Origin of the sequence: Salinigranum rubrum, from assembly GCF_002906575.1 — an archaeon.
Taxonomy (GTDB): domain Archaea; phylum Halobacteriota; class Halobacteria; order Halobacteriales; family Haloferacaceae; genus Salinigranum; species Salinigranum rubrum.
Genome location: NZ_CP026309.1, coordinates 2,748,209 through 2,769,788, shown reverse-complemented (window position 1 = coordinate 2,769,788; position 21,580 = coordinate 2,748,209). Strand labels below are relative to the sequence as shown.

Sequence of the window (21,580 nt, the reverse complement as noted above, 5' to 3'; positions counted from 1 at the left end):
GTCGTTCCCGCGGTGGCGAGGCGGTGGAAGGGAAGTCGCGTCCGTCAGGGGCTCCACTCCCACTCCCAGGTGGTGTCCGCACCGGGTCGCTGCGTGGGCTTCGGGTCGGTGAGCCACAACTGGGCGTCTAGCGGCGTCAGAAGGCTGCTCCCGCCCTGGACGCCGATCGCCTCGTCGTCCTTCGTCAACCGCACCTTCGTCTTGATCGTGCTCTTCATCGGGGCCAGGTCCAGTACGACGGCGTGGACACCCGACGTGTACTCGTTGGTCGTCGCCACGCCGAACTGAATGTCGCCCATGACGCCGTGCCACGCCATCTCGGCCATCGGTCCGTCGGTCTCGAAATCGAGCCAGTCCGTCGACGTCGGCCCCTCCGGTGGCGTGTTGAGCCAGATTCCGACGTGGATTCCCCGGAAGAGGATCTTCCCTTTCAGCGTCTGCGGGTTCTCCTCCTCCCGGTTCTCGAGGATAACGTCGATGGTCTTCTGCTTGAGCGCCTGTTCGATCAGTCCCTCTCCCGAGACGAGTTCCTCGAGCGTGTTCTTCGGTTCGAAATCGAGTCGCATCCGCCACTTCGTATACTTCTTCTGGCCTTCCGGGTCGACCGGCGTCTCCGGCCGGTCGATCACCGGGACGGGCGTGTACGCACGGTACTGCAGGACGACGCTCCGCTCGGCGGGGTCTTCGATGGGGCCACCAGCGTCGACCGGTTCGGACTCCCCGACGCCCGTTACGTCTAGGATGCGGTGTGCGGGGAGTCCGAGTTCCTCGACGAGGAAGTCACGTACGGCCTTCGCTCGGTCCTCCGAGAGTTGCTGGTTCTCGTCAGCGGGCCCAGTTCGACTGGCGTGGCCTTCGATGAGCGGGATCTTCCCGTCTTCGAGAACGGGCATGAGCTGATCGCGGAGGAAGGACTTGTGCTGTTGTTTGAGCGACGACGAGCCCACGTCGAAGTCGGCCAGAAGCACCTTGCCTTTCACCCACTGGTCGCCGTGTTCGACGTCGAACTGCTTCACCGTGGGGAAGTCGCGACCGGAGGCGGGCGATTTCGTCTCGTCGGCGTTGTGAAGACGCTTCGTGCTGCGTTCGTGGTCTTCCTCACTGTAGGACCCCTCGTCGCGGGCCTTGTTCTGCGCCCGCTGGAGGTCCCGAACCCTCACCGGGTCCGCCTTCCGGTACGCCTCGTTGGCGGCGTTCTGGACGGCATCGCGTGCCGCCTCGAACGCGGCGGACTGCGACCCGCCGCCGCCACCGCCGCTCCCGCCTCCTCCGTCGCTACTGCTGGCACCGCCGCTGCCACTGCTTCCACTCCCTCCATCGCCGGAAGCGCCCCCGAGCATCGACGAGAGTGCCTCGAGCGTCTGCTTGCGGGCGTCGCCGGATTCGGTGAGCGCCTGCTTCGCGAGCGTATTCGCCGCGTCGACTGTCTCGCTCCCGAGCGACATATCACGGAAGATGTCGGGCGTCGCGAGGAGTTGGAGCGCCTGTGACAGACCCGTCGGCTGGGGCGCGCTCGGGGGTTGCTGGAGACTCACTGTCGACTGCGGAACGGTCGGCTGCAGTTGCTCGTCGGACTGTCGCGACCCGGGGGAGACGCCCGTGATATCGGGCGCCTCCGTCTGACAGCGACTCCGCTCCGTGGGCATCCGGTCGAGGTCCCGCATCTCCGTCGCGTTGCAGTGCGACAGCAACGTCTCCGCGTACACCCCGCGGGTGGGGAGGCTCACGAGCTTGCTGCTGCGGAGGTCGTCGTCGGTCACCTCCTCGTAGTTCTCGAGTTGGTCTTGGTCGAGCAGTCGGAACGCGACCGAGTTCCCCACCACCCCCAGCGGCTCGTTCTCGATGAGGTCGAGCAGCGGAACCAGTTCCGTCGAGCCGTTCTGCCTGATCGGATAGCGGTACGGCTGGAAACGAAGCGCACGCTTGTCGGGGTCTTCGTTCAGCCAGAGCCGCCGCAGGTACGCCATCCGGTTGGCCTGGACGTGGTTGATGAGTTCTTCGACCTTGCTGTAGTCCTCGTACCGACGGGTCTCCGTTTCGAGGATGTCCGGCTCCCGGACGTGGACGTTCGACCGACGGAGCGACGTATCGTCAGCCGTCAGCGTCTCGTCGACGTTCGACTCATCGAGGAGCTGGTACGACTGCGACTGCGGGAGCGACTCCATCGGGTCGGTGTGACCCGTCACGCGGAAGCGGTCGACGTCGTACTTCCGCGCCTTCTTGACCTCCTCGGTGAGGGGTGCGTCGTCCTGACCGGTGAAGAACTCACCGACCTCGCCGAGCGCGTCTCCGAGGTCGTCGACCGTCTCGCCGACGCTCTTGACGACCGTCTTCGTCGCCTTCTCCGGCGCGAAGTTGATCTCGAACGCGCTGATGGCTCCCGCGTCGACCGGGGGTGAACTGAACGAGGCCACTGCCGACCCCTCGGTCGCCTCGTCGTGCCGGAGACTGACCGTCTGCCCGTTTGTCGTGTGGACGAGAATGCTCACCCCGGGGCGCCACGCCTCCCGGAGTTCGACTGTCCAGTTCGAGATGGTGACCGTTGGCTTCGATGCCTCGTACACCTCCGGCGTGTGGACTAAGCGATACAGCGCGTCGAACGCGTCGTCGTACTCGGCCGGCACCATCTCGCGAAGCGACTCCGCGTGCTGGTCGAGCCACCCGACGAGCGGCGACTCCTCTCGGGGATCGGTACGGTCCATCACGGCCGCGGTGGCTTCCAACACCGTCTCGAAGAACGCTCCACGGTCGAAGTGCTCGGCCTTGATGTTGTAGTTCCCAAACAGGACGTTCTCGTCACCCTGGATTCGGCGCCGAAGATCCGCCCACGCCTTCGTAGCGAACTTCACCGGGTCGTCCTCGACGATGTAGATGTCCGACTCCTCGTCGATGAGGTCGCGTCCCGCCGTGAGGACGGCCTCCTGAATCTCGTTGATCGCTGTCTGTCTCTCGTTGACCAACTGCGTGTCACCGATCTCGTCTTGTCCCGACTGTGAGAGGAACGAGTCCATCCGGTTGCCGACCCGTGTCGCGACGGTCGCGAGCAGCGAGATACGCTCGGTCTCGTCGATCACGAACGCACTGAACGCTGGCGGGTCGTTCCACAATGCCACCGGGATTTCGTAGGGGATCATCAACACCTCGGTCTCCCGTTCGAAGTCCGTGTGGACGTTGTAGTGTTCGAGAACCTGGAAGTACTCGACGGTCAGCGCGTGGTTGCGGTTGTGGTTCTCGACCGACCGGGTCCGGACCTCGTCGCGTTCGACCTCCTGTGACTGGGTGACGACGGTCGAGCGGAGCGACCGCATACTCGACGCCCCCTGGACCACGTTGTCGACCAGGTTGTGGACGGTGCTTGCCTGGAGCTGTCGGCGGCCACCGGTCTGACTGGCCGAAGCCGCCGCACCGCCGCCGATGCTGAGTCCGACCGATCCGAGAACTCCCTGGGCCACGCCAGCGAGGCCACCGCTCACGCCGACACCGCCCTGCACCGACCTGCTCTTCCCCCACTGTTTCTCCTTGACCATCCCCTCGACGATCTCCTCGATCATCCGGTTGCGGTGGAGTTCGTGACGCTTCTGCTCGCTCACGCCCGTCCGCTCCTGTCGCCGCCCTCGCTCCGTCCGTGACCACTCGACGATAGCGACCTCCGTCGACTCACAGGGCGCGAGCGTCAGCGAGTGCAGCAGTTTCCCGAGGCTGTGACCCACCCGCGTCCACGACTGCTTGTAGACGTTCAGCGTCCCGAACGTCGGTGTGCTCGCGTGGTGGAGATACGACCGCTCCTCCTCAGGCAACTCCGCTCTGTCGGGCGGGAACGCCGGCGAGAGCTCGAAGGGAATCTGTCCGTCGAGGACGTTCTCGCCGCTCGGTCTGTCGACGGCGGTCTCCTCGAGCGACTCCGGTTTCAACCGGACCAGTTGGTTGAAGAAGTTCTCGTGGACGTCGACCTTCGCGGTGAAGTCGATCGAGCAGGTCCCGTTCTCCTCGACGACCTTCGGGTTGAACAGTTCGGGCGCGGTGAGCAGGTCGTCGATGTCCGGTGGGAGCGGGAACACCTGCTCGTCGAAGCCGTCGAAGACGGAGTCGGGGATGTCGAGCATGCCACGCTCGAAGCCGAGGTTCAGCGCGTTCGACCCGTTTCCGAGGAGCGACGACGGGTCGACGGTCGTCTGTTGTCCGCCGGTGGTGGGGGTGAACGTCACCGACTCCGCGGTGTTCAGGTCGACGCCAGAGAGGTCGACCGTCGTGAATCCGGTCGGTCCCGGAGTGGCCTTGATCGTCTCGGTCTCTCCCTCGACAGACGTGACGGTGATGTTCATCGGAACCCCACTCACGGGCTTTCCGTCGGAATCGAGGAGACGGAACTTCGCGCGCTCGCTCCGGGACGGGAGGGGATCGGTCGGGAGGTCGATGTGGTCACGCCACGTCCCGGTGACCGTCTCCTCCGACCGGTCGACGACGGGAATCGTCGACCCGCCCTCGTCACCCTCTGTAGGACTGTCGTCGTGGCTCATGCGGACTCACTCCCTCGCTCGTCGTGCCGTTCGAGCACACCATCGTCTCGGCGTTGCGTCGTCCCGACTTCGTGGTCGACCCACGGTCGCCACGCTCTCGCACTCGCCCCTCGCTGGCGTCCTCCGTTTCGATCCCCGCGGTCGGTTCTCCTGTGCTCGGTTGCGATTCTTGTAAACCATGGCTCCCTCCGATGAGGGACCCGGCTACATCCGGAAAGAAACAGACGCTACGAGTGTAGCGTCGAGACACGGCCGACGATCGACCGCGTACGTATCGGGACGAACGCGTGTTCAGCAGTCAGAGCGGTTGGTCCTCGCCGAAGTAGACCGACAGCAACTCGGCCTGTGCCTTCCGGAGGTGGGCGTGGAGCGTTGGTCTGGAGATGTCGAGCAGTTCCGCCACCTCGTCTGCGGTGCTCTCGCGGGGCCACTCGAAATACCCTGCCCGGTGTGCGGTCTCGAGTGCCTGTCGCTGACAGTCGGTGAGGTCGACCGGGAAGTCCTTCGAGAGCCACGCGGTCCGCTCGATCGGTCGTTCTCGACAGCGTTTCGCGGCGAGATGCAGTTGGGGGAAGTCCGACCGGACCCGCTCGACGAACTCGCTGCTCCCGACCGCCCGCGGAACCTCGACGACGAACTGCCCCTGACTGTCTTCGGCGGTCATCGACGTGATCCGCCCGCCGAGTCGAGCGATGGTATCGAAGAGCGGTGACCGCGTCGTCACCGCGACGATGCGTCTGTCGCCGTTCGTCCCCACGAGGCGACTCGTCTGCACGGTCGAGCGCTCCATCGCCGCGTCTCGAAACCGCTCCGCGTCGTCGGTGGGGACCGAGACGTAACACAGCCACAGCCGTTCGCCCGCGTCGACGTACCCAGTGAGCGAGAGGGAGCCGAAGAGTTCGTCGGACGTGTCCATGAGTACCCCCACCGGGGTACGGGCGTGAAACTCGAGTTCGATGACCTGCCCGGCGAACAGGAGTCGGTGGGTTCGAACCGCGTTGATCGCGAAGCCGATGGTCTCGCCGAGTATCTGGAGGGTCTGCTGTTCGCGTTCTGTGAACCCGAGCGGGCGATCCGCGTACACCGCGAGGATCCCGTAGACGGTTTCGCCGGAGACGAGCGGGATGGCAGCCGCGGACCGAACCCCGCGCTCCAGTGCGGCGTCCCGCCACGGCTCGAACGACGGGTCCGAGCGGACGTCCTGACTGACCTGCACCTCACCGGTGTTGAACGCTCGTCCACCGGGCCCACCACCGGTGTCTGCCCCGTCAGTCCTGACGACGATGCTCTCGACGTAGTCGTCGTCGACGCCCGCACAGACCTGCGGGACGATTCGGTCACCGCTCGCGTCAGGCTCGCCGATCCAGGCGAACAGGTACAGCGACGACGTCGCCAGCCGGTTACAGACGGTCTGTCTGATCACCTCCAGTGACCGTGTCCCGACCAGTTCGCGAACGATGTCGAAGAGGAGTTGGTTGATCCGGTTCAGCGTCTCCAGTTCGTCCCGTTGTCGTTCCAGTCGCTGCTCGCGTTCCTTGCGTGCGGTGATGTCACGGACGACGCCGACAGAGCCCGCGAACCCCTCATCCGGTGAGGGGTGGAGTCTGAACCGCGCCTCGGTGTGGATCGGCGTGCCGTCAGCGGGCTCGTAGGTTCCCTCGATCGTCCCCGTGCCAGTGTCGCCCGCGACGACGCGCTTGCGAACCTCGTTCGCGAGGCGCTTCTCGGCCTCGGCGTTGAACAGCTCCATCACGTCCGTCCCCAGCAACTCCTCCTCCGAACGGCCGAGCATCTCACAGAGTGCCTCGTTGACGAACGCGAATCGTCGGTCCTCGTCGAGCGCGTAGATGCCGTCCTGGACCGTCTCGATGATGGTCTCGTAGCGCTCGCGTCCCTGCTGTCCGGCCCAGTCCTCGGCGCGCTCGTCCACTCGATTCGGCCGTTGTCGCCCGGGAGTCTCGCCAGAGGAACTGTCCCGAACGACGCAGACGACACGGCCATCGCTCGTATGCAGCGAGAGGTCGACTGGAACGTCCGTGCCATCACACCGTGTGCCGACAGCCGACCCACACCACTCACCGCTGTTCCGTGCTCGATTCAGCACGTCCTGTGACGTCACCGTCTCACTCGTCGGCCGATACAGGTCCTCCCAGACGCGCCCGACGAGGTCGTCGGCCGTCTCGCACCCGTGTATCGTCACGAGTCGCTCGTTCACAAACTCGTACTGGTTATCGCTGACGACCCCCACGCCGTCGATCGATGCAGCCGCAATCGTCGCCCCATCGACGGTGCACGACGCATCGGTCATATGTTAACATGAATACACCAACAAATCAAGATTGGCACGGACGGTCGACGGAGCGGTACCGGTTGCGGTTGTACACTACCTCATCGAACGTCTCGTCACCCGTGCGACGACGCGGCTCGTCCCGAAACCGGTCACGCTCCGCTCGCGGACGACCGCTGTCGGAGCTTCTCGACTGCCCACCCGCCGACTGCGCCGCCGAGATAGCCAGCCACCGCTCCGATGCAGACGACGGCGACACCGACGAAGACGACGGATACGACGGCGACCTGTGACGACAACGCATCTCCGCGTTCGACGATACCCCGGAGAAACCAGCCGAGTCCCGGCAACGCACCGACGAGACCGGCACGGGTTCCTGCAGACTTCGCCGCTGCGGCGTCTCGCTTTGCGAGGTAGCCGGCGACGAATCCGCCGACCGTCACCATGTTGAGTGAGAAGTGACTCTCCGTCCCGGCGTACCAGTAGAGGCCAACGGTGAGCGGCATCGAGACGATTCCACCGATGAGGGCGTACCTCCACGTCCGGGGGACGAAGTCGGGGAGGACGCCGTCGGACGTGTTCACTGGTCGGCGACGGTGTTGCCCAGTGGCTGGGACGTCACCGACCCGTCGAAGCCGTCCTCGTCGTCGTCTCGAAGCTGCAGGTACGCGGCCGCCATAATTCCGTAGAGCAAGACGAACAGGACGCTACTGATCGTGTTGGTGACGAGGTCGCCGACGACCGGCGAGCCAGCCAGGTCGAGCACCGACCCGACGGCTCCGGTCACAGCACCGATGACGCCCGAGAGGATCACGACGACGGTGAGTTTCAGCCGGTTCCCCCGTGACAGTCCCCAGCTTCGCTTGAGTGCGTCGACGAACCCCCTGTCTTCGACGCTGACCGCGAAGATGAAGAACAGGAAGCAGACGGCGAGGAATATGCCGGGGAGGAAGAACAGCATCAGGCCGACCGTGACCGAAACCGTGACGATAGCTCCGCCGACGAGCATCGAGAGCGTCGCGCGTCCGAGTCGGCGCGTGAACAGGTCCGCAGGGAACGTGGAGAGTTCGGGCAGTGGTCGGGCGAGCGCCCTGGACAGCCCCACGAAGTAGACGGAGCTGAGGACGAGCGTTGCGAGGAACAGCGCGGTGGCGACAGTCCCCGAAACCGGGAGGGTGAGTCCGATCGTCTCTCCGAGTTCACCGGCCGCTTCGGGAGGGACGAAGCCGACGACCGCCGTGTTGATCGATACTTGGACGAGCAATTGAATGACGAGCAGTCCGGCGAACAGGATACCGCCGGTTCGGGTGAGTACCCGTCTGATACCGTCGCTGAACATCCGGCCGAGTTGGAGGGCCATGTGTAAGATGCTCCTCCCCTCGTGAATGTAAATATGGCTGAATGTTAAAACGAAATTTCAGCGTAATGTATGGTGGAGCCCCCGACCTCAAGGAGCGAACGAAGTGAGTGAGTAGGTCGGGGAGGAAACCGTCATGGGGACTACACCAACCACATTCAATGGCCGACTGACTCCCCTTCGAATCATTATAAATATAAAGACAAGAGCTACGTCTGAAACACGGATGGAGGTACGTCGCACCGTTCCGGTCAAGCTCAACGTGGCCGACAGCGATGCTAACCTCCTCGAAGAAACCATCTCCGAGTTCCTGTGGGCCGCCAACTACGTCGTAGACCACGCGTGGAAAGGCGAGTACAAGACTACGAGCAAAGCCGAACTCCAACGGGAAACTTTACTCTCCCGGCCACGACGGGCGCGACGAACGACCCCAGCCACCCGGCCACGCTCGCGAGCGAGACTGCCGTCCCGGCGACACTGGTGTCGACGAACTCCTGGATGGACTGGTACAGCAGTCCGATCTGGAGCTGGATGAACACCCCGCGAGAACGAGCATCGCGACCAACACGGCGACGGTGGTGCTGTAGAAGATGGCGACAGCCGCTCCCACTGCACCGGCGAACGAGGTGGCGAAGACGGGCCGTCGCCGCTGGCCCAGTACCCGATCCGACAGCCACCCACCTACGGGTCGGGCGAGGATTCCGACGGCCGGAAACAGCGCGACGAACGAGCCGCTCTCCGCCAACGACACGCCGAACCGACGCGTGATGTACGTCGGCATCAGCGAGTTGAACACCATGTACAGCGAGTAACCGAGCATGGTGATGGCCACCACCGTCCAGACATTCCGGTTCCCGAACACCCGTTTGAAGTCGGAGCGAGTGGGCACCTCGGAGGCCGTCTCGAACCGTGAGACGCGGCCGACCGCGAGGGAGAACGTGACCGACGTCAGCAGCACCGCCCCGCCGAAGACGGGAAACACCCCCGGCCACCCAACGACGCCGGCAATGCGGGGCGCACCGAGTTGCCCGAGTGCGTACCCCGCCGGATAGCCGGAGATGAGCACCGACGTCGCCGTCGCGCGCCGGTTCGGTGCAACGGTACTCGAGACGATGTTGATACTGACCACCCACAGCACGAACATCCCGACGCCAGCGAGCAACCGCGAGGCGACCAGCAGCGAGACGTCCCCCCCGACTGGCAGCGAGCCAGTCGCCGACACTCCCGCCTAAGAGAACGGCCGCTGCGACCGGCACCACCGCGCGGGTCTCGACACGGTCGAGATACACACCGACCGGGATGCCGATCACCGTTGCCGCGACCTGTGGCATCGAGACGAGTGCGGCGGCCGTGGTCTCGGTGATATCGAGGTCTTCCATCACCAGCGGGAGGATGCTGGCTGGCGCGATGAGATAGGCACCGACGAACAGGAGCATGACCCATCCGGCCGCGAGCGTTAGGCTCCGCCACGCCTGACTCCCGCCAGAACGACGGCCGTCAGCCAGTTCGGTCACACCCACACCACCGTTAGCCGGAGCCGAAAATGAATTCCATCGGTCGCGACTGACGGTTCCAGGTCCGGCATCGATTTCAACTCGTTCTTGTGTGGTCGAAATCACCGAGGAAACGACAGCGAGCGCGGTCGCCAAGCTCCTGGCGGAGAACGGTATCGGCTCAGCGGTTGTCGTTGGCCTGGAGAGTGGCCTTCCGGATTAGCTGTCCGGTCGAGGCATGGATTCGACCTCTTCGATTCGCGCACCCAGCGAGCGTCCTGCCTCCGATGCCCTCCGAGCTATGGAAGGCCTCGTCCACATCGAGACGGCAGAGAGCCAACGGCTGATCCTCGTGTCCGACGACGGTCGACAGGGAGAGACGATCGACCTCCGACCGTCGGATCCAGTGACGATCCGGTACTGACGACCTGAGCCTCTCCACCCACTCTGATCAGTCGGAGCCTTCGTGAGCGCGAGCAAGAACGAGACGGCCGTGACAGAACCCGTCTCGACGCGCGACAGGATTACGTACCGTGGGGAGATATTCACTCCCATCAATGGCTAACCCGGTCCTCCAGGGTACCGACCTCGTCGTCGAGCGCGCCGGCGAGCGGATCCTCGACGGCGTCTCCATCGCGGTCCCCGCCGACGCGACGCTGCTTATCCAGGGACCGAGCGGTGCGGGGAAGACGACGCTGTTCAACATACTCGGACTCTTGGACGTCCCCACGAGCGGGTCGCTCGTCATCGACGGGCGCGATGCGAGTTCCCTCTCGGAGAGACAGCGCGCCGTGTTGCGAAGAGACCTCATCGGCTTCGTCTTCCAGGACTTCCAGCTCATCCCCGACCTCACGGTGCGAGAGAACGCGGCGCTCCCACAGGAGCACGCGGGCGAGCGCGACGACGCGTGGCTGAACCGACTGTTCGAGGCGCTCGGCATCTCGGACCTGACCGAACAGTACCCACCGACGCTCTCGGGCGGGGAGAAACAGCGCGTGGCCATCGCGCGGGCGCTGGCGAACCGTCCCGCCGTCGTGCTCGCCGACGAGCCCACGGGACAACTCGACCCCGACACCGCCGAAGCCGTCCTCGACCTCCTGTTCGAGACGAAGGCACAGGCCGGGACGGCGCTCGTCGTCATCAGCCACGACCGTCAGCTCACGGGCCGGTTCCCACAGACGCTCACCCTCCGCGACGGCAAACTGTTCGAAGAACGCCGCGCCGCAGAGCAAGGACCATAGCACGGGTGAGGAACGCAATGTCCCCGTCTTTGCTTGTTGCCCCCCACCCGTCGCCCTCCCCGGTCGCCTCACCTACCCACCGACGACCAGTTCACGCTGCCCACGCCAGCACGCGACACCTCGACAGACAGCGATGAGTTACGCTCGCGTCTTCCTCCGGGGCTGGTCGCGACGCGAGTGGCTTACTGTTCTGGTCGTCGCCATCACGACGGCCTTCCTCCTCGGGACGGCGCTCCTCTTGGCGAGTGCGGGCGCGTACACCGAAACGCTCGAAGACGACCTCTCGGGGACCGCGACCGTCGCCGAGTACGACTCGCTCGCCGCGGCACAGAGTGCCGCTGGGGAGGGAGACGTGGTCGTCCCGCTCGCGACAGCGACCGCCGACGGCGAGGATGTCACGGTCGCGGGTATCCCACCCGATGCACCGGACATCCTCTCGGGGGCCTCCGTCGACTGGCGACAGGCGCGCTTCCCGAACGTCGAGAGGGGCGCGGCCGGTCCCGTGAGCGAGACGCGGACGGTGAACTTCGTCGGGCAGCAAGCCAGTGTGCAACTGTCGGTTCGGCCCTACGCCGAGGCGGCAGCGGGCGAGGACCCCCGCACCATCCTCCCGCCGTGGTGGTACGCCGCCCCCGCGTCGGACGTGGAGGAACTCGGGGTGTCGAGCGTCCTCGTCTTCGACAGCGACGGTGGCATCGCTGGTGCGGTGCCGACCGGCCGCCCCGCCCCACCGGGGACGCCACTGCTCGCGGCGTTGCCGTTCCTGCTCGCGGGCGTCCGTGAGTTGCTGACGGTCCTCTCGGTTGCGACCATCGGCGGTGGGGTACTCGTCCTCGTCGTGGTCTACAGCGTCACCCGGATGTCCATCAGGGATAGACACGATGACATCCGGGTGGTCCGCTCGACGGGCGGGTCGCCCCGAAGACTGTTCGCCGTCCTCTGTGCGCGGGCCGGCGGACTCGTTGTCACGGGTGTCGCGCTCGGCTACGCGCTCGGAGTGGTGTTCACGAACGCCGTGACGAATTTGGCGGTCGTTGCGGGATTGCCGGTGAACCTCACGGGGACCGTGACGCCCGCAGTGGCTCGGCTGTTGCTCACCCTCTCCGGCGTGTTGATCCTCTCGGGGCTCGTCGCGGGCGCGCTCGCGGCGTGGCCGACCGTGCGGACCCCGCCCGCGCAACTCCGTCTCCGCACCCGGAGGTCGAATCGTCCGCGGGAGGGCTCTTGTCCTCGACACGGGGACCAGCTCGGAGCGCACGGACGGTGGTCGCCCCGCTGGACTGCTCGCTCGGATTCGGGGAGGGCTCAGCCCGACGCTTCTGGATCCGCGAGCGGCGATTCCGACGACGGCCACGCTGACCGTCTTCGTCTTCGTCGTTCTCCTGGTCGGGTCGCTCTGGGGGGCGTTCGTTCCCCTCGCCGGCACTCAAAGCGGGACCATCGTCGAATCTGGTGCGGCCCACCCCTTGAACAGTCGCGTCGACGCCGGCACGGCCGAGCTGCTCCGCTCGCAGGGCATCAACGCGAGCGCGGAAGTCATCTACGCCGCCGTCCGCGACGGCCAGCCGTACATGGTCCGGGGGGCCGACTACGACGCGTTCGCGTCGGTTTCGGACACGAGGCTCGTCAGGGGGAGAGCGCCACAATCGCTCGACGAGGGAGTCATCGGCCGGCAGTTGGCGTCGACGCTCGACGTCGAGGTGGGCGACACCATCGTCCTGGGTGGGAGCGTCACGCCCGGCGTTCGGCGCGTGACGGTCGTCGGCGTGTTCGACGCACAGGGGGACAGCACGCTCAACGACATGCTGGTGATCCCGCTGGAGGCGGCACAGGGGCTCGCGACCGGGTCGGGCGACGCCCACATCATCCGGACCGAGGACCTCTCAGAAGCACAGCGCGCGCTCGTCGAGCCCGCAGAGGGAAGCGGTGTCGTCGTCACAGGTGTCGACGCCCCGTCGAGGGTTCCTCTCGGCGAGTCGTTCACGGTCAACGTCTCCCTGCGCAACCTCGACGAGACACAGGCGCGTTCGACGGTCGTCCTCGAAGGGGCGAACAACGAGACGCTCGCTCGGCAGTCGGTCACGCTCGGTCCCGAAGAGGAACGCGAACTACGGATCCCGGTGACGCTTTCATCGGCCGGGACGACGACGCTCGGCGTCGAGGGGTACACCACTCGAGTCCAGGTGTTCGACCCGAGCGCGCTCTCGATTCCCTCGGAGTTGCCGAGGCGCGCACCCCCGGGTGCGACGATGATCGTCCCCGTCGAAGCGCCGAACGGCTCGTTCTTGTCGGGAGTCGAGGTGACCGTCGGCTCTGAGTCGTACACGACCGACGGCCAGGGGGTCGCAATCGTCTCGCTTCCGAGCGAACCGGGAACGTACACCATCACCGCGGAGCGTCAGGGCTTCGCGGGGACGACGCGCGAGATTCGCATCGAAGAGGGCGCGACTCGACAGCTCTCGGTGCGCCTCAGCGTGACGCCGAAGGTCGGCAACGCGCTCACGAAGCCCACGGTCGACATCCAGGTCGGGAACCCCTGGGACCGGCGTCTCAACCGGACGCTCGTGCTCGTCTCGCCGGAGGGTCGGACGACCCGCACGGTTGAATTGGCCGCGGGTGAGGTGGCGCGCGTGGACGTCCCGACGACAGAGGCCGGACTGGACGAGCGGTTCCCCCGGGCGAGTACGAAATCCGTGTGGATTCAGTGAGCGAGAATGAAGGGACGGTGACGCTCGCGTCGACGACGTACCGAGTCCAGGGTGACAGTCGGGTCCTGTCGGTTGTGACGAGCGGCGCGAGCTACTCGCCGGGGACGCCGGTTGGCCAGGCCATCGAGAACGTTTTTGGCAATGTGCAGGTGCTGTTCGGCGCGATCGTGCTCCTCGCGGGCTTCGCCACTATTGGCGGAACGACCGCGGCCTTCGCACAGGCCGTTCACGCACGGGGGCGGACCATTGGGATTCACCGGGCGACGGGCGCGACCGACAGGCAAGTGTTGTGGATGCTGGTCCGCGACGCCGTGGTGATCGCACTCCCTTCGACGCTCGTGGGCGTGTTGATTGCGTATGTGGCGCTGCGCGTCCTGGAGTTCTCGGGCTTGCTAGTGGTGTTCGGGATTCGGCTGTCGATTCCCGCGGTTCCGTGGCTCGTCGCGATGGTGATTGTTGGCGGGTTGCTGTTGTCGATGACGAGCGTCGTGGCTGGAGCATTAGGGTTCCTGCGCGCGCCGCCGACGCGGCTGTTGCGGCTGCGGGAGTGATGACGGTGTGTCGAGCGCGTAATCTCGACTCCGGTTGCCGACCGAACACGACAGAGCTACTCCATTTTATAATATAATTAATATAGCGGGATACGGCTTAACCACCTATTGAAACATCTCATGTATTTATATAATATAGACAGCAGAAATAGCAAGCATTTTGTCAACGCTCTCGGTTACCACGACATAACAGGGGCACTCGTATCTCAACATCAAATATGAACCTATGGTAAAACAAAACGCCGCCACCACGACGGTTCCTCCCGATGCCCGGACGAACGGCACGAGCAAGGTAGAACAGAAGAAGCGCTCTGGAGACGAACTGCTTCTCGGAGCCGACAGCGACCAGGTGCCGACGCTCTCGGTGGTGATGCCGACGCTCAACGAGGAGGAGGGCATCGCTGAGTGCATCGAGCGCATCAAGAACGCGCTCGAGGAACTCCAGATTCACGGTGAGATCGTCGTCTCGGACGACTCCACGGACAGAACGCCCGAAATCGCCCGGGAGATGGGTGCTATCGTCGTCACCCCCGACAAGAAGGGGTACGGCTACGCCTACCTCTACGCGTTCGAACGGGTGAGAGGCGACATCATCGCGATGGGCGACGCCGACACGACATACGACTTCGAGGAGCTTCCCAAGCTGTACGAACTCGTCGAGTCGGGACAGGCCGATATGGCGATGGGCTCTCGACTCGACGGTGAGATCAAACCCGGGTCGATGCCGCCGCTCCACCAGTACGTCGGCAACCCGCTCCTGACGAAGTTCCTCAACGCCTTCTACGGCGCTGGCGTGTCGGATGCCCACTCGGGGATGCGGGTGTTCACTCGAGAGGCGTATGAGGTCATGAACCCCGAGACGACCGGGATGGAGTTCGCCTCGGAGATGATTATGCGCGCCGGTGCGGAGGACCTGGAGATCAAAGAGATTCCGATTACGTACCACCCGCGTGAGGGGGAGGCCAACCTGGAGAGCTTCCCCGACGGCTGGCGGCACGTGAAGTTCATGCTCGTGAACGCGCCCGGTTATCTCTTCTCGGGGCCGGGGATCAGTCTCGCGCTCGCCGGACTGTTGGTGATGCTGGTCGCGCTTTCGGGTCTGAGCATCGGTGGGATGACCCTCGGCGTGAACTCGATGATTGCGGGTGGCCTGTTCACCATCGTCGGCGCACAGGTCGCGTCGTTCGGTGCGTTCGCTACCGTCGCGGGTGAGCCGATTCGGGAGGCGACGGACCCGCTCACGACGCTTCTCGTCGAGCGGATCAACCTCGAACACGGGGCGACCGCAGGTTTACTCGTGTTCGCGGTTGGGGCTGTCTACTCCGCGTACGTCCTCTGGCAGTGGACGACAACCGGGTTCGTCGCCGTTCCCGTGGCTGAGGTGAACGTCGCGGCGTTCACTGCAGTCGTCCTCGGCGTCCAGCTCGTGTTCACCTCGTTCTTATTGAGCACGCTCGTCGAGAAGGCGTAAGTGTCGATTCGAGCTGGGTTTCCAGACCAGTTTTCGTCGAAGGACTCAGGAGACGTTCCGTAGCAGTCGAAGAATCTGTTGTTTGGGGGCTGTCCGATGAGCGCTCCCGCTATCGCTCGTCGCTTCGATGTCGTTCTGGGCGTACCAGTCGTACGCCCGCTCGAACACGTCGAAGTTGCTGTCGACCGGCTCCCACCCCAGTTCGTCCTGCGCCTTCGAGATGTCGAAGTAGTACGGGCGATGCACGGTTTTGTAGTGCCACGCGGCGAGCGGCGAGATCTTGAGCGCGTCCAGCGCCTGTAAGAGGAGGCTCGCCGGTTTCGCGGGAATCCACTGGATCGTCGACTCGGAGTCGGCGTAGTCGATGACGTGTTCGAGGTCCTCGCCCAAGGTCGTGTAGTCGGCGTTGCCGATGTTGTAGATCTCGCCCGTGTGTTCGGACTCCGCGGCGCGTTTCGAGGCGTCCGCGATGTCACGTGCGCTCACGAGCTGGAAGAGGTTCGACCCGTCGCCGAGCATGTAGACCCGCGCGTCGCGGTCCATCCAGTCGAAGAGGATCTGATAGATGCCTGCACGGCGCTCGTCCACGACCGTCCGCGGCCGGATGATGTTGACCGGGAGGCCCTTCGCCGCGTGTTTGAGCGCGACGTGGTCGGCTGCGAGCTTGGACATCCCATACTGCCCGATGGGGTTCACGGGCGTCTCCTCGGTCACGGGCATCGTCGAGAGGTCGTACACTGCGCTTGAGGAGACGTGCGTGACTCCCTCGACGCCCTCTTCGTGAGCGAGACGCAACACGTTCTCCGTCCCGCCGACGTTCACCTCCCAGAACTCCCTGCCCGCCTTCGTGAGTGGGACCAACGCCACGTTGTGATGGACGTAGTCGACGTCGTCGAGTGCTCGACGGACGGCGCCCTTGTCGCGGACGTCGCCTCTGACGTACTCGGCACGTTCGCCGATATCTGTCCCGGGAATATCCGGCGATGCGCGGTCGAAGAGGCGGACGTCCTCACCCTGGTCGAGAAGATACTCGGCGGTGTGGCTCCCGACGAAGCCGGCTCCGCCCGTAACGAGATGCAGCGGCACGTCTGCACGCTCCATCGGGCGGCACTTGAACGTACCTCCGTCTCGGTTAAAGGGACTGTCACCTCCTGCGTGAGAGCGTGGTGACAGTGGCACAACAAAACAAACAAAGTAATTTAACGGTTCAGTCGCTCGTTATGGCTAATGAAAACTCCCGCGGAGATCTTCGCGGCCCTCCGAGACGAGGCGGGGACGGTTCTCATCGGGAACGAGGACATCGTCGAACACGTCCTCATCGCGACACTCACCGAGGGCCACGTCCTCCTCGAGGGGCCGCCCGGTGTCGCGAAGACCACCATCGCACGCCTGTTCGCGAGCCTGACCGACCTCGAATACAGCCGGATCCAGCTGATGCCCGACCTCCTTCCGAGCGACGTCACCGGGACGGACGTCTACCGCGAGCAGACCGGCGAGTTCGAGTTTCGCGAGGGACCGGTCTTCGCGAACGTCGTCCTCGCGGACGAGATCAACCGGGCAACGCCGAAGACCCAGTCGGCGCTGCTCGAAGCGATGCAAGAACGCATCGTCACGGTCGCGTCGACGACGAAGCCACTGCCGGAGCCGTTCATCCTCATCGCGACCCAGAACCCGATCGAAACGGAGGGGACGTATCGACTTCCGATCGCACAGCGTGACCGCTTCCAATTCAAGCTGCAGGTTGACCTTCCGGACAGGGACGACGAGCGGGAACTCTTCGACCGGTTCAACGCCGAACCGGATCTCGCACCCGAGAACGTCCATCCGGTCATGTCCGCAGAGGCCATCCGTCACGCGAAGGAGGCCGTCAACCAGGTGTACGTCGACGACAAGATTCGCGAGTACGTCCTCGATATCGTCGAGGCCTCACGCGAGCATCCGATGATCGAACACGGCGCGTCGCCGCGTGCCACACTCGCGTTCCTCAGGGCGGGGAAAGCGAAAGCTGCTATCCGCGGGCGCGAGTACGTCATCCCGAGCGACGTCAGGTCACTCGCACAGCAGGTCCTCGCACACCGACTGGTGCTGGACGCCGACGCGGAGTTCGGGGGGCAGAGTGCTCGTGACGTCGTCGACGAACTCGTCGATAACGTGGAGGTCCCCGGTGCCAACATCGGTGCCGACGAGACGTTCGAGGAGGCTGCAGTGAGTGACGGTGGCGATCCGGAATCCCGTGAGCAACCAGTAGATGACGGATTCGAGTACACTGGCGAAGACGGTCCGGAGTCGGACGGTCGCTGAGCGTTTGCGGTATTTGCGGTCCACTCAAGTATCGAATTCGTCCCAGACTGCTCCCATTCGTTCGTACATCCATGGCGCAATCACCCGAGAGACCACCGTCCACAACGCCGCCGGATACTCTCTATTCTCACCATCCTCGTGTCGGGCGTCGGGTGGCGGGTGAAAATGGTCCCGCGTGTACTCCGTGCTTTCGTGTCTGTCCCATCGACAAAGCCACTCCTTTCCGTGGTGGTTCTCGACGTACGAAATGTGGAAGTCCCCATTCGTGTACGACTGGATTTCGATGTATGCCGCAGAAATGTGCCGACGCGGATAGTACGACTGCTCTAGCGAGAGGACGATCGAATCGGGTCGGGTCGACGGGAAGACGTCGACGCCCTCGATCCACGACTCTGCTGCGAGAAGTGATGCGAGTTCGCGGAGCTGTGCTCGATTCGGTGTTCGGCCGTGCTGCCCATCCACACCTACACCACTCCCTCGTCGAGCGGCTCGTCCTGGCGTGAACGCCGTAGCTCACGAACCTCACGCCGAATCGCGGTCCAGTTGTTCAGGTCGAGCCAGACCTGCTCAGGGTCGCCGAACTCACTGTACTCCAGCGCGTCAATGTCGCTCGGCTTCTCGACTCCGTACTTTTCCTTGTACGTCTCGTCCGCAGAGAGGAGTTCCCCGAGGCGATCGCGGTACTCGTCCTCGTCGAGTCGGGAGAGTCGGTCGAGCCGGCGCCACTCGAAGTACGACTCGTTCCGTTCGAACGCTTCCGGGTTCGCCATCACCTGATTCAATACCCCGATGTCCGCAAGTCGTCGAAGATGTCGCCGAGCCGCGTTCTTCGAACAGTCCGCGCGGTCGGCCACCGCTGCGACACGTGTTGGTGTGGTGAGTTCGAGAGCGACGCGGTACACGCGTTCGTCGGCAGGTGCGTCCCTGAGCTGCTCACCGAAGTCCTCCGAGAAATCTGCTGGTGGTGGACCGTGTTCGTCGTTCGAGGTGGTCATGTGTGTATATCCGAGTGAGTGCTCAATATATGTACCGGATGATCGTAATTCTGATTCCCGAGAGAAATTCGAGAGCGTCTCTGTCTATTTCCCGGGATAGGTGCACAGATCTACGAAGAAGAGGGCAAAGCCGTCGTCGAACCTGTGACGAACCCGAACAGACCGTCGAACGCACGGATCTCTCATTCGGATTCAAGTCTGGAGGCAAGAAGAAGCATAATCTCCCAAACAAGTTGCGTTGGATTGTTGGAGGGGAACGTATAGGCCTCGTATGAATATCCCGCTCCAGCGGTGTTCCGCTCCTGAAAATGGCCCCATCCATCGATGTGTGGATTAGGCTCGTGATGCCACCCGAAATCAGTCCTCCCATCGCGTAACTGTGGCATTGTCACGGTCGACACCCCACCGCTCTGTCGCCACGTGTGCGACAACCCGGGTGAACTCGCCTGCCGGAAATCCTCCTACCTCGGTGACTACCGGATGGCGTTCGAGTTCTTGCTGGATGCCGCGAAGCACTCGGTGAGACGCTTCCGCCGAGTCGTATGACCCGCCGTTCCCACCCATCCCTACGCAGATGCTCGGAAATCTTGATTGTAGGTCGTGTAGTTCTCAATGGCGTCCTCGACAATAGACAGACGGTATCGCACGAGTTCCCAATCACTTGCGGTCGATCGGAGGTCGCGTGTTTGTGCAGCAGTTTCCGTGTCTGCAGCACGGCCACGGAGGTCGGTAGGTGAGTCAACGCCGTACTCATCACGCCACGCTTCGATCCGAGATTGTAGTTCAGCCTTCAGCTCGATGAGTTCGTCGCGGTCGTATTGATCTAGCAAGTCCCGGAGCGTCTGCATTCGTGTATGTAGCGGGTCGGGCGAGTAGAGCGTCGTTCCCTTCCGTTCGCTCTTCAAGAGGACGTTCAGGTCGACGAGTCGCTTGAGATGTTTGCGTGCAGTGTTCTCCGCAACGTGTGCCTCGTCTGCGATATACGACGCCGGACGAGGTTGCGAGACGGTACTGGCAATCGATTGAACTCGATCAAATGCACTCGTGTGTTCCTTCCACGCCTCGATTCCAGGAGTGGTTTCGGACATGCGTCTACCCACGACCAGAACCGCAATAATGCTATTCGCGAGTCAAATAATTGACTGTGCTGCCGTTTTAACTACTGCTGCTCTTGTTCGTCTCCGTTGGAACGCGCCGTCCAGACGTACGAGACGACCGCCTCACTCTCGTCACGGCGTGCATCGGCGACCGAGACAGATGTACCAAGCGCAGTTGCCAACCCGACACCGACGAACGAGACGACGGGGTGGTCCACCCGGTCGACGGCCCCGAACGGGACGTCTCGCAGGCGCAGGGAGACACGCCGGCCCTCCCGATCGACGTCTACGTCAGCACTGTCGACCAGTTCCAATCCATCTGTCAGTCCCTCGGCGAGCTCCTGTGCCGCCGAGCGCGGCGTCTCGCTCAGTTCTCCCTGAAGCGTGTCCTCGAACTCGCGAAAGAGCGTTCGACCCGTTGGAGTGAACGCGACGCCTCGTCGGGACGCGTCCTGGGAGACGACCAGCGTCGAGCGGAGGTCGTCCGCGTTCGAGAGCGGAACCTCGTCGTTCTGTGGGACGAACAGACGGACCGTCGCCCCGTCGTCGAGGGGGACGTACCGAGCGCTGCCACTGAGCCCGAGTTCCGCTACCAGGGCACCGCGACTCTCGTCGACGGCGTCGTAGACGCCCTCGGCGATGTCGACCGGGAGGAACCGACCGGGTGTGACGAACCGCGTGAGGACGGCCGAGAAGAGGCCGATGGCTCCGATGATGAGGAGGACCTCGCGGGCGCTCGGGAACACCACCCCCGCGCCGACCGCCACGAGACCGACGAGACCCAGCCCGAGCGCTGTCCGATTGTACTCTGCACGTCGTGTGTGCCGATACTCCCGTCGGAGTCGTTCGTTCTCCACCCGGAGTCGTTCGAGTTCGTCTGCATCCCGCAGCTCCTGCGACGACACGGTCCCCTCCTCGTCGAAGCGGATGTCGGGCTGCTCGCCGTTCGCCGGCCCACCTCGATTGTCGGCTTCGCTCATTCGACACTCCTCTCGTCGTCAGCGAGGCCGAGCGCGACTCGTTCGTACCGGTGGAGCGCGTAGGCAACGAGGACGCCCACGGCGACGAGAAGCGTTGCGTTGAGCCAGAGCAGGTCGACGGCTGCGAGGCCGACCACGACGACGGCGAAGAGGGCACTCCCCGCACCGATCACTGACCGCGAGCGGAGGCTGCGAATCCGGTTCTCGGTCCCGCTTTCGTCCCGTGGGGTGATCAGCGGCCCCAGAAGCACCGCGACGAGACCCATCTCGATAAACAGCAGTTCGACGGCCGTGACCGCCTGTGCGGAGATCCCGAGCGCGAGGACGTGACCCAGCGCGTAGCTGTACACTGTGGGAGCAAACAGCCAGATGACGCCGAACACGAGTGCGAGGAGAGCGCCGAAGAGACCGCCAACGAAACTGAAGACGACTCCTGTCACTACGAGACCGAACAGACCCAAGAGCGTCCACTCGTCGCGTGGACGGGCGTCAGGAACGAGATTCGAGAGGGACACCCCCGAACGGAGTCGACTGGCTCCAGACCGAAGCGACATCACGTATCCAAGGGTGAGGCGCGACACG

Annotated in this window: 17 protein-coding genes and 2 pseudogenes; 8 read left to right on the top strand and 11 right to left on the bottom strand. The window is 64.2% G+C overall.

The annotated features are described in order from the left end of the window. Positions 1-44 precede the first annotated feature (44 nt). The 4 genes from C2R22_RS13645 to C2R22_RS13630 all read right to left on the bottom strand — a co-directional run bounded on the left by C2R22_RS13645 (position 45) and on the right by C2R22_RS13630 (position 8,164). On the bottom strand, positions 45-4,517 hold the full coding sequence (locus tag C2R22_RS13645) for an OmpA family protein (RefSeq protein ID WP_103426239.1): 4,473 nt from the start codon (positions 4,515-4,517) through the stop codon (positions 45-47). Between the two features lie 298 nt (positions 4,518-4,815). After that, on the bottom strand, positions 4,816-6,825 hold the full coding sequence (locus tag C2R22_RS13640; RefSeq protein WP_103426238.1) for a bacterio-opsin activator domain-containing protein: 2,010 nt from the start codon (positions 6,823-6,825) through the stop codon (positions 4,816-4,818). A 131-nt stretch (positions 6,826-6,956) separates the two neighbouring features. Further along, positions 6,957-7,388, bottom strand: coding sequence for a DUF5518 domain-containing protein (locus C2R22_RS13635; RefSeq protein WP_103426237.1), 432 nt, complete (start codon positions 7,386-7,388; stop codon positions 6,957-6,959). Continuing rightward, positions 7,385-8,164, bottom strand: a complete 780-nt coding sequence (locus C2R22_RS13630; RefSeq protein ID WP_103426236.1) for a hypothetical protein — start codon at positions 8,162-8,164, stop codon at positions 7,385-7,387. The genes C2R22_RS13635 and C2R22_RS13630 overlap by 4 nt, the downstream gene beginning before the upstream one ends. Positions 8,165-8,387: 223 nt before the next feature. Here C2R22_RS13630 and C2R22_RS26400 point away from each other — a divergent pair. After that, a pseudogene (locus tag C2R22_RS26400) lies at positions 8,388-8,555 on the top strand (RNA-guided endonuclease TnpB family protein); the annotation flags it as partial. Here the strand turns inward: C2R22_RS26400 and C2R22_RS13620 are convergent. Then, positions 8,556-9,323, bottom strand: a complete 768-nt coding sequence (locus C2R22_RS13620) for an MFS transporter (protein ID WP_245902769.1) — start codon at positions 9,321-9,323, stop codon at positions 8,556-8,558. It lies immediately after the preceding pseudogene. A gap of 569 nt (positions 9,324-9,892) precedes the next feature. Between C2R22_RS13620 and C2R22_RS25110 the strand changes: the two genes are divergently transcribed. After that, entirely contained in the window at positions 9,893-10,078 is a 186-nt protein-coding gene (locus C2R22_RS25110) for a hypothetical protein (protein WP_162562493.1), read from the top strand. A 133-nt stretch (positions 10,079-10,211) separates the two neighbouring features. After that, positions 10,212-10,895: an ABC transporter ATP-binding protein gene (locus C2R22_RS13615; protein WP_103426235.1), complete on the top strand. Its 684-nt coding sequence runs from the start codon at positions 10,212-10,214 to the stop codon at positions 10,893-10,895. Positions 10,896-11,462: 567 nt separating this feature from the next. Here C2R22_RS13615 and C2R22_RS25105 read toward each other — a convergent pair. Continuing rightward, positions 11,463-11,708: a hypothetical protein gene (locus C2R22_RS25105; RefSeq protein ID WP_162562492.1), complete on the bottom strand. Its 246-nt coding sequence runs from the start codon at positions 11,706-11,708 to the stop codon at positions 11,463-11,465. Here C2R22_RS25105 and C2R22_RS27500 point away from each other — a divergent pair. The 4 genes and pseudogenes from C2R22_RS27500 to C2R22_RS13600 form a co-directional block, all read left to right on the top strand. After that, positions 11,602-12,057 (top strand): annotated as a pseudogene (locus tag C2R22_RS27500) (FtsX-like permease family protein); the annotation flags it as partial. The gene C2R22_RS25105 and the pseudogene C2R22_RS27500 sit on opposite strands and share 107 nt — an antisense overlap. 304 nt (positions 12,058-12,361) lie before the next feature. Next, positions 12,362-13,603, top strand: coding sequence for a carboxypeptidase-like regulatory domain-containing protein (locus C2R22_RS25100; protein ID WP_162562491.1), 1,242 nt, complete (start codon positions 12,362-12,364; stop codon positions 13,601-13,603). Then, positions 13,600-14,154 carry an FtsX-like permease family protein gene (locus C2R22_RS13605; protein WP_162562490.1) on the top strand — a complete coding sequence of 185 codons (555 nt, stop codon included), beginning with the start codon at positions 13,600-13,602 and terminating at the stop codon, positions 14,152-14,154. Before C2R22_RS25100 ends, C2R22_RS13605 begins: the two co-directional genes overlap by 4 nt. Positions 14,155-14,380: 226 nt before the next feature. Continuing rightward, positions 14,381-15,625 carry a glycosyltransferase family 2 protein gene (locus C2R22_RS13600; RefSeq protein WP_103426233.1) on the top strand — a complete coding sequence of 415 codons (1,245 nt, stop codon included), beginning with the start codon at positions 14,381-14,383 and terminating at the stop codon, positions 15,623-15,625. A 45-nt stretch (positions 15,626-15,670) separates the two neighbouring features. Here C2R22_RS13600 and C2R22_RS13595 read toward each other — a convergent pair whose 3' ends face one another. Then, complete coding sequence (locus C2R22_RS13595; protein ID WP_103426232.1) at positions 15,671-16,726, bottom strand: NAD-dependent epimerase/dehydratase family protein; 1,056 nt, start codon at positions 16,724-16,726, stop codon at positions 15,671-15,673. Positions 16,727-16,852: 126 nt separating this feature from the next. Here C2R22_RS13595 and C2R22_RS13590 point away from each other — a divergent pair, with 126 nt between their 5' ends. After that, on the top strand, positions 16,853-17,926 hold the full coding sequence (locus C2R22_RS13590) for an AAA family ATPase (protein ID WP_103426231.1): 1,074 nt from the start codon (positions 16,853-16,855) through the stop codon (positions 17,924-17,926). A 464-nt stretch (positions 17,927-18,390) separates the two neighbouring features. On the opposite strand, the gene C2R22_RS13580 is transcribed toward C2R22_RS13590, so the two are convergent. From C2R22_RS13580 to C2R22_RS13560, 4 genes are all read right to left on the bottom strand, one after another. Beyond that, the gene (locus tag C2R22_RS13580; RefSeq protein WP_103426229.1) at positions 18,391-18,921 is read right to left on the bottom strand and encodes a DUF7342 family protein; all 531 of its coding nucleotides are present in this window, start codon (positions 18,919-18,921) and stop codon (positions 18,391-18,393) included. Between the two features lie 566 nt (positions 18,922-19,487). Continuing rightward, on the bottom strand, positions 19,488-20,009 hold the full coding sequence (locus C2R22_RS13570) for a DUF7342 family protein (protein WP_103426228.1): 522 nt from the start codon (positions 20,007-20,009) through the stop codon (positions 19,488-19,490). A 71-nt stretch (positions 20,010-20,080) separates the two neighbouring features. Beyond that, positions 20,081-20,998, bottom strand: coding sequence for a hypothetical protein (locus tag C2R22_RS13565; protein ID WP_103426227.1), 918 nt, complete (start codon positions 20,996-20,998; stop codon positions 20,081-20,083). Next, complete coding sequence (locus C2R22_RS13560; protein WP_162562489.1) at positions 20,995-21,438, bottom strand: hypothetical protein; 444 nt, start codon at positions 21,436-21,438, stop codon at positions 20,995-20,997. The genes C2R22_RS13565 and C2R22_RS13560 overlap by 4 nt, the downstream gene beginning before the upstream one ends. Positions 21,439-21,580: the final 142 nt, after the last annotated feature.

Excerpts from the sequence above, each read along its gene's own strand:
- C2R22_RS13615 (WP_103426235.1), top strand. The coding sequence starts at position 10,212 with ATGGCTAACCCGGTCCTCCAGGGTACCGACCTCGTCGTCGAGCGCGCC.
- C2R22_RS13570 (WP_103426228.1), bottom strand. The coding sequence starts at position 20,009 with ATGTCCGAAACCACTCCTGGAATCGAGGCGTGGAAGGAACACACGAGT.
- C2R22_RS25110 (WP_162562493.1), top strand. The coding sequence starts at position 9,893 with ATGGATTCGACCTCTTCGATTCGCGCACCCAGCGAGCGTCCTGCCTCC.
- C2R22_RS13580 (WP_103426229.1), bottom strand. The coding sequence starts at position 18,921 with ATGACCACCTCGAACGACGAACACGGTCCACCACCAGCAGATTTCTCG.
- C2R22_RS25105 (WP_162562492.1), bottom strand. The coding sequence starts at position 11,708 with ATGGTCGCAACCGAGAGGACCGTCAGCAACTCACGGACGCCCGCGAGC.
- C2R22_RS13590 (WP_103426231.1), top strand. The coding sequence starts at position 16,853 with ATGAAAACTCCCGCGGAGATCTTCGCGGCCCTCCGAGACGAGGCGGGG.
- C2R22_RS13565 (WP_103426227.1), bottom strand. The coding sequence starts at position 20,998 with ATGAGCGAAGCCGACAATCGAGGTGGGCCGGCGAACGGCGAGCAGCCC.
- C2R22_RS13645 (WP_103426239.1), bottom strand. The coding sequence starts at position 4,517 with ATGAGCCACGACGACAGTCCTACAGAGGGTGACGAGGGCGGGTCGACG.
- C2R22_RS13595 (WP_103426232.1), bottom strand. The coding sequence starts at position 16,726 with ATGGAGCGTGCAGACGTGCCGCTGCATCTCGTTACGGGCGGAGCCGGC.
- C2R22_RS13630 (WP_103426236.1), bottom strand. The coding sequence starts at position 8,164 with ATGGCCCTCCAACTCGGCCGGATGTTCAGCGACGGTATCAGACGGGTA.
- C2R22_RS13640 (WP_103426238.1), bottom strand. The coding sequence starts at position 6,825 with ATGACCGATGCGTCGTGCACCGTCGATGGGGCGACGATTGCGGCTGCA.
- C2R22_RS13600 (WP_103426233.1), top strand. The coding sequence starts at position 14,381 with ATGGTAAAACAAAACGCCGCCACCACGACGGTTCCTCCCGATGCCCGG.